The 6,730-nt window shown below is 42.5% G+C and carries 7 protein-coding genes; 1 reads left to right on the forward strand and 6 read right to left on the reverse strand.

Annotated features, from left to right (window positions below; translation table 11 throughout):
- Window positions 1-1,701: OmpA family protein (locus E1176_RS08420; protein WP_155210167.1), on the forward strand; the 1,701-nt coding region annotated here is incomplete at its 5' end.
- On the opposite strand, the gene E1176_RS08425 is transcribed toward E1176_RS08420, so the two are convergent.
- From E1176_RS08425 to E1176_RS08450, 6 genes are all read right to left on the reverse strand, one after another.
- Window positions 1,694-2,572, reverse strand: a complete 879-nt coding sequence (locus E1176_RS08425; protein ID WP_155210168.1) for a metal ABC transporter permease — start codon at window positions 2,570-2,572, stop codon at window positions 1,694-1,696. The two genes, E1176_RS08420 and E1176_RS08425, sit on opposite strands and share 8 nt — an antisense overlap.
- A complete protein-coding gene (locus E1176_RS08430) occupies window positions 2,569-2,952 on the reverse strand; it encodes a four helix bundle protein (RefSeq protein ID WP_155210169.1) in 384 nt (127 codons plus the stop codon). Before E1176_RS08430 ends, E1176_RS08425 begins: the two co-directional genes overlap by 4 nt.
- 284 nt (window positions 2,953-3,236) lie before the next feature.
- On the reverse strand, window positions 3,237-4,526 hold the full coding sequence (locus tag E1176_RS08435; protein ID WP_155210170.1) for a metal ABC transporter permease: 1,290 nt from the start codon (window positions 4,524-4,526) through the stop codon (window positions 3,237-3,239).
- Window positions 4,523-5,341, reverse strand: a complete 819-nt coding sequence (locus E1176_RS08440) for a metal ABC transporter ATP-binding protein (protein WP_155210171.1) — start codon at window positions 5,339-5,341, stop codon at window positions 4,523-4,525. Before E1176_RS08440 ends, E1176_RS08435 begins: the two co-directional genes overlap by 4 nt.
- Before the next feature lie 6 nt (window positions 5,342-5,347).
- Window positions 5,348-6,268 carry a metal ABC transporter solute-binding protein, Zn/Mn family gene (locus tag E1176_RS08445; protein ID WP_155210172.1) on the reverse strand — a complete coding sequence of 307 codons (921 nt, stop codon included), beginning with the start codon at window positions 6,266-6,268 and terminating at the stop codon, window positions 5,348-5,350.
- On the reverse strand, window positions 6,253-6,730 hold a 478-nt coding region (locus tag E1176_RS08450; RefSeq protein ID WP_155210173.1), incomplete at its 5' end, for a metal-dependent transcriptional regulator. The genes E1176_RS08450 and E1176_RS08445, both read right to left, overlap by 16 nt.

Genomic DNA, 6,730 nt, shown 5'->3' on the forward strand with positions numbered 1-6,730 from the left:
GTACAACTTTCTCAGGTCTATCTCGATCAGGCAAGCCAGATTTACAGTCAGCAAAAGGAGGCTATAGAGATTGCCAAAGAGCTTTTTGTTCAGGCAGCTGATCTAGACCCAAATAATGTCACCGCCAACTGGATGGCTGGCAAACTCTATCTGGAGACAATCAATAAAGATTATGCACTCAAGTACCTAAAGCGGATAGAGGAGATAAAACCTACTTACCGTTACGATCTTGCATACCACATCGGTAGAGCTTACCATTATGGTTTAGATTTTGACAAGGCCCTTGAATATTATGAGAAATACAAGCGTAAGGTACTCAGCCGCAGTGGTTACAGAGGTAAAGATAGAGTATCACTGAGTAAGGTAAATAGGAGGATTTTAGAATGTAACAATGCCAAGGATATCATCGATCGGCCTGCTCAGTACTCAATTGTGCCACTCAATGAAGGTGTAAATTCTAAATGGCCCGATTATGCGCCTGTCATCAATCGCGATGAAACAGTACTTATTTTTACATCAAGAAGGCAGGAAGGCAATACCAGCCCCGATGTGGACAAAGACAACTTTTATTTTGAAGATGTTTTCATTTCCAGAAAACAGCCGGATGGCACCTGGGGTGAGGCTAAAAATATTGGGCCACCCATAAATACTGAATATCACGATGCAAATATTGCCCTTTCAAATGATGGCAATCGCCTGTATTTATACAAAGACACCAACATGGGTGATGTATATTATTCAGATTACGATGGCACTTCATGGTCTGAACCAAAATACCTGTCCAATCGCATAAATTCTTCGATTTATAGTGAGAATTCGGTCTCAGAAACCGCTTCATCAGATGTCATATTATATACCAGCAGCCGTACAGGAGGCGAAGGAGGAATAGATATTTACTATTGCATCAAAGATGATAAAGGCAATTGGTACAAATCCAAAAGCCTCGGAGATAAGATCAACACCAAGTATGATGATGATAGCCCTTTTTTAGCGGCAGATGGCAAAACACTTTACTTCAGTAGCTCTGGTCACAAAGGTTATGGCGGGTATGACATATTCAGATCGGTTTATGACAGTGCATCAGGGGAGTGGTCGGATCCCGAAAATCTTGGCTACCCGGTAAATACTCCGGATGATGAAATCTATTTTCAGGTCTCACATGATGGTCGAAGGGCTTATTTTGCTTCTATAAGAGAAGGAGGTGTGGGTTTTACAGATATTTTTATGGTAAAGTATCATGGTAGTAAAGACCAACAACCTACTATTTTGCTCTCCGATGCTCAGCACGAGTTTTACTCTCAGGTAGAGGCGGAAGTGATGGCAGAGCAGAATAAACTGGAGTTTAGTGAAGATGAACTAAGGCTGATGGATCATACCCACAAAATCTATTTCAATACAGATCAATCGTCTATTAAAGAAGATCACGCGGCAGAACTCGATAGTATTGTGCAATTACTTGCCAAGCACGAGGTACTCAATATAGACATAGCAGGCTTTGCCAGTGCTGATGGTAACCCAAAGTATAACCTGGACTTATCTCACAAACGAGCGCTTATTGTACTAAACTATTTCCTCGAGCAGGGTGTCGATGAAGATCGAATTGTGGCCAGAGGCTATGGCTCAATTGATGAGGACAGCGAAGCTGAGGAACAGAGACGTGCAGATGTAAGAATTGTATCTCAAAGGAAGTTGCCTAAATAGCTGTTTTTGAAGGCTTAACTTTGGATGACTTCTTAACCATCAATCGATTATAGATAAAAGCTACGCCAAAGAAAAATCCAGATACTGCTGCCATAGCACCCGCAATCGAGCCGTCAAGCCAGGCCGCGAGATAATATCCACACACAGAAACAATCACCCCTAGCACAGAGGTGAGAATGAGCATTTTCTTAAAATCATCGACTAGTAAATAGGCTGTAGCTGGAGGTGCTATGAGCAATGCCACGACTAAAATAGCCCCCACGGCTTCGAAAGAGGCCACTGTGGTAAGGGACACGGCCCCCATAAGCAAATAGTGCCAGGTAATCGTTGAAATGCCAATGGCCGAAGCGTATGCCGGGTCGAAAGTAGTAAGAAACAACTCCTTATAGCCAAAGCCAATAAACAATAGTAGAATGACTAAAACGCTGGCAGAAATGTAAATGACTCTGGGCCCCATGATCGTGCCTGTATCGGTTATCCAAAGGTCGAGTGGCACATAGGCGATTTCACCATATAAGACACATTCCTGGTCTAAATCAACCTTGCCAGCGAACACAGAGATGAGTATGACACCGATGGCAAAGAGCCATGTAAATGTGACCCCTATCGAGGCATCGGTTTGTAGTTTCCCTTTGGTATGAAAAAACTCAATCAGAAAAGTGGTAAGTACACCAATAACACCTGCCCCAAGTAGCATAGTGACAGAATCTCTCGAGCCAGTGAGCATAAATGCAATGACAATCCCTGGCAACACGGCATGTGAAATGGCATCACCGACCATTGCCATTTTCCTTAAAATGAGAAAACAACCTAGTAACCCACACGAAATGGCCACCAAAGATCCTGCAATTATGATTTGTAAGGCGTTCATTTAGTGGCTGGTTTCTGGTTTCTGGTTTTTGATACAGCGGCTATGAAGTTATTCAGCATTTTACCCAAAATATTAGTCCTGTCTATAAGGTCTGTATAGGTGCTTTCATCCGTTAAAGAACCGGTTTCGTAGAGCGTTTCGATATGGTCGAGGGTTTCATCATTGGATGCGATCGAAAAAGTTAAGAACCGTATGTATTCATTAATGTATTTTCTTCTTCCATAACCTTCTACTATGTTTGATCTCACAGACTTACTAGATCTCCTGATTTGGCTGCCTGTCTCGTATAGTTCAAACTTTGGCAACGAAAGACTCATTTTATGTATAGCGACTGAATTTTCCCTTGCTAATTGATATATTTTCAGTTCTTTATAACTCATTTCAACTCAAATATTGAATAATAATTTAATCCCAGCCCTCAGTAACTAGACCCCCAGCCACCAGTCTCCAACACCTAGCCCCTAGTAACCAGCAACCAGCAACCAGCAACCAGCAACAAGTAACCAGAAGCCATCACCCAACCCCTAGCACCCAGAAACTAGCTCACCAGCCCCTAGCAACAAATCTCCAACACCTAGCCCACAGCAGCCAGCCCCCAGTATCCTAGGCCCCAGTAACCAGAAACCAGTCCCTAGCACCCAGCAACCAGCTCCCCAGCCCCCAGTCATCTATACGGTATCTCCGAGCTATGCGGGTCGACTGTAGGGTAGTCCAATAGTTTTTCTAGCCTTGCTTCTAATTCTGGAGTAAGTATATGTTCAATCGTGTCAGCATCGTCATGTACGTGATCAGGTGCAATTCTCAGGTATTGTGTTAAGTAAAGTTCCCACAGTCTGTGCAGTTTTACTGTGCGCTGCCCTTTGTCTCTGCCGGCTCTGGTAAATGACCAATGGCCGTTTTTGTTTCTAAGGTATCCCTGTCTTTTAAGTCGTTTAAGGCCAGCCTTTAGTTTAGCCGGGTCAAAAATTCGTTTTTGAAGTATTTCCTCGACAGTGCGTTTTTCAAAAAAGCTCTTTTCTTGTTCACCAAGTTGGTAAAGCGCTTTTAATATATTCTCATCATTGATCTGCCTTTTAATCTTTTTTTGGTTTCGCACCCGATAAAAAATACCCTTTCTCGGGGCCATGAAAAATGAGATAAAGGCAATAGTAGACACAACGATCACGATCCATGGACCAGTGGGCATAGATGGTGCAATGTAGCTTATGTAAGCTCCTGTAAGGCCGCTAAATGAGCCAAATATGGCAGCCAACCACACCATGGTTTGTATTTTTTCAGTCCAGAATCGGGCAGCCGCAGCTGGCGTAATGAGCATGGCCGCCATGAGTACGACACCTACAGCCTGAATGCCGACCACCACAGCAAGCACAGTAAGTGTGGTAAGAATCAATTCAATGGCTTTGATAGGTAAGCCTAAAGTTGCAGCAAATTCTTTATCAAAAGCTGCTATGGTAAACTCTTTAAAAAGAAGGGAAACAGTGCAAATAAGAATAAGAGCAATGATGGTAAAGGCAATTAGATCAGTACCTACAAGAGATGCGGCTTTGCCGAATAAAAACTGATCCAGCCCTGATTGAGCGGCATTGCCAGATTTCTGAATGATAGTGAGCATAAATATGCCGATGCCAAAAAAGACGGAAAGTATGAGCCCTATGGCTGTATCTTCTTTGATTTTAGATTTAGCTGAGATGTAATCAATGAGTAGGAGAGAGACCCAACCTGTCAAGAATGCTCCCAGTATTAAGATGATTGGATTTTTCTCACCATATAAGATAAACGACAAGCATACACCCGGTAGTACCGCATGGGCAACAGCATCTCCAACGAGCGCTTTTTTCTTTAAAAATGTAAAGGAACCCACAATAGCGGAGCTGCCGGTAAGAAGGATAGAGCCAAAAACTACATATCTGATATTTGGATCGGCAAAAGAGAAAAATTCTAAAAAGCTATTCATTTTTTCTGCTTCAACTCTTTTTTACGCTTTTGTTCTCTACTTGGAAAACGCTCTCTTCTGATCAATTCACCTACATCGCTCAACAGGGTGAGCTTACCTCCATAAGTTTCCTGCAAGAGTTCAGTATTAAAAACCTTCTCAGTCGGACCACTAGCTATTAATCGCATATTCAGCATAATCACCCAATCAAAATATTGAGTCACCGATTGAAGGTCGTGATGTACAACTACTACAGTGTTACCTCGAGCCGACATCTCTCTCAGGAGTGTAATTATCGCCTTTTCAGTGGCAGCATCTACACCTGCAAAAGGTTCATCCATAAAATACAAATCGGCTTGCTGTGCTAGAGCTCTTGCGAGGAACACACGCTGCTGCTGACCACCTGAGAGCTGAGATATTTGTCTGTTGATATAAGCTTCCATACCAACTTTTCTCAAAGCGTCCATGGCCACGTCTTTATCGGCTTTTCTGGGTCGTTTAAATAACCCTAACTTACCATATCGGCCCATAAGCACGACATCAAGCACTGAGGCCGGGAAATCCCAGTCAACAGACTCTTTTTGAGGCACATAGCTTATCTTTCCCCTTACATCTTTCAGGTTTTTGTCAAACAGCTTAACATAGCCGCTACTATTGGGTGTAAGTCCCATTATTGACTTTATAAGCGTAGATTTTCCTGCCCCATTTGGTCCTACAATGCCAATAAGCTGTCCTGCCGGTAAGGTCAAATCAACGTCCCAAAGCACCGGCTTACGATCATATGATACAGTGAGGTCGTGTATTTCTAGTACCGGATCTTTAGCTTGTTCTATCATAAATTGTTATTTCAGGGCGTTTACAATCGTGTTTACATTGGCCTTAACCATGCCCACATAAGTGCCTTCCGGTGTGCCGCTTTCTCCCATAGCATCAGAGTATAGGTTCCCACCAATAGAAACATCAAACCCACTTTTTTTACATCCTTCTACTACAGCATTGATAGCACGCTGCGGCACAGAAGTCTCTACAAACACCGCCTTGATTTTGTTTTGAGAAATAAAATCTACCAGATCTGAAACGTCTCTAAGGCCGTATTCAGATAGGGTAGAGATGCCCTGGAGTCCTTTCACTTCAATATTATAGGCCTCTCCAAAATAACCGAAAGCATCATGAGCAGTAATTAAAATTCTCTGATGATCAGGAATTGTGGCTATTTCACTTCCTACCCACTCGTGCAGTTTCTTAAGCTCTGTAATATAGGCGTCAGTATTATTGTCGTAGTAAGCAGCATTAGTACTGTCTATTTCCTGCAGAGCGCGGTTCATCTCTTTTACAGCTTCTATCCACAGGCTTACATCAAACCAGATGTGTGGGTCAATGGCATAATTGTAATCTGGAGCGGATTTGAGCTTAGAAGAATCGATTTTGTGGGCTACTGCTACTACAGGTTTCCTGACCGAAAGCTTACTTAGAACCTCACTCATTTTGCCCTCCAGCTGGAGGCCATTATAGAAAATTGCATCTGCCCCTGTGAGTTTGTTTAGATCTCCTTGCGTGGCTTTATATAGATGTGGGTCTACGCCAGGTCCCATTAGAGCAGACACATCTGCAGAATCCTTTACGATATTTTTCAAGGCATCTTCGATCATGCCTGTAGTGGTTACAATGTTAAGCCGATCGCCAAATTTTCTTTCGTTTTTGGTTTTACCGCATGCGGTGGCAAACATTGCGATTACTAAGAATAATACTATTCTGTTATCCATATATTTTCTGAAACTTCTTTAGAAATGAATACTTTTTTTCCATCGATTTCGATCTCCAATGAATCATCAAATTCGACCTTGTCAATGACCTTGATTTTGGCACCGATGTATGCACCAATTTTGTCAAGATATTTTAAGAAAGCAGAGCTATCATCTTTTACCGAAACGACCACGCCTTCCTTGTTACTTTCACATTGACTTAAGGCGATCTGTGGCTTTGCCTTAAACTCACCATCTTCATCAGGAATGGGGTCGCCATGAGGGTCAAATTTTGGGTGTCCTAAAAGCTCATCGAGTCGCTTAATTAAGAGGCTCGATTTGATGTGTTCAAGCTGCTCTGCAACCTCATGAACTTCGTCCCAATTGAACTTCAATTTCTCAACCAAAAAAGTCTCCCATAACCGATGTTTTCTGATGACCTGAAGGGCGGCTTTTTTTCCTTTTTCAGAAACATTAACACCT

It is taken from the genome of Fulvivirga aurantia (genome assembly GCF_009711475.1).
GTDB lineage: Bacteria > Bacteroidota > Bacteroidia > Cytophagales > Cyclobacteriaceae > Fulvivirga > Fulvivirga aurantia.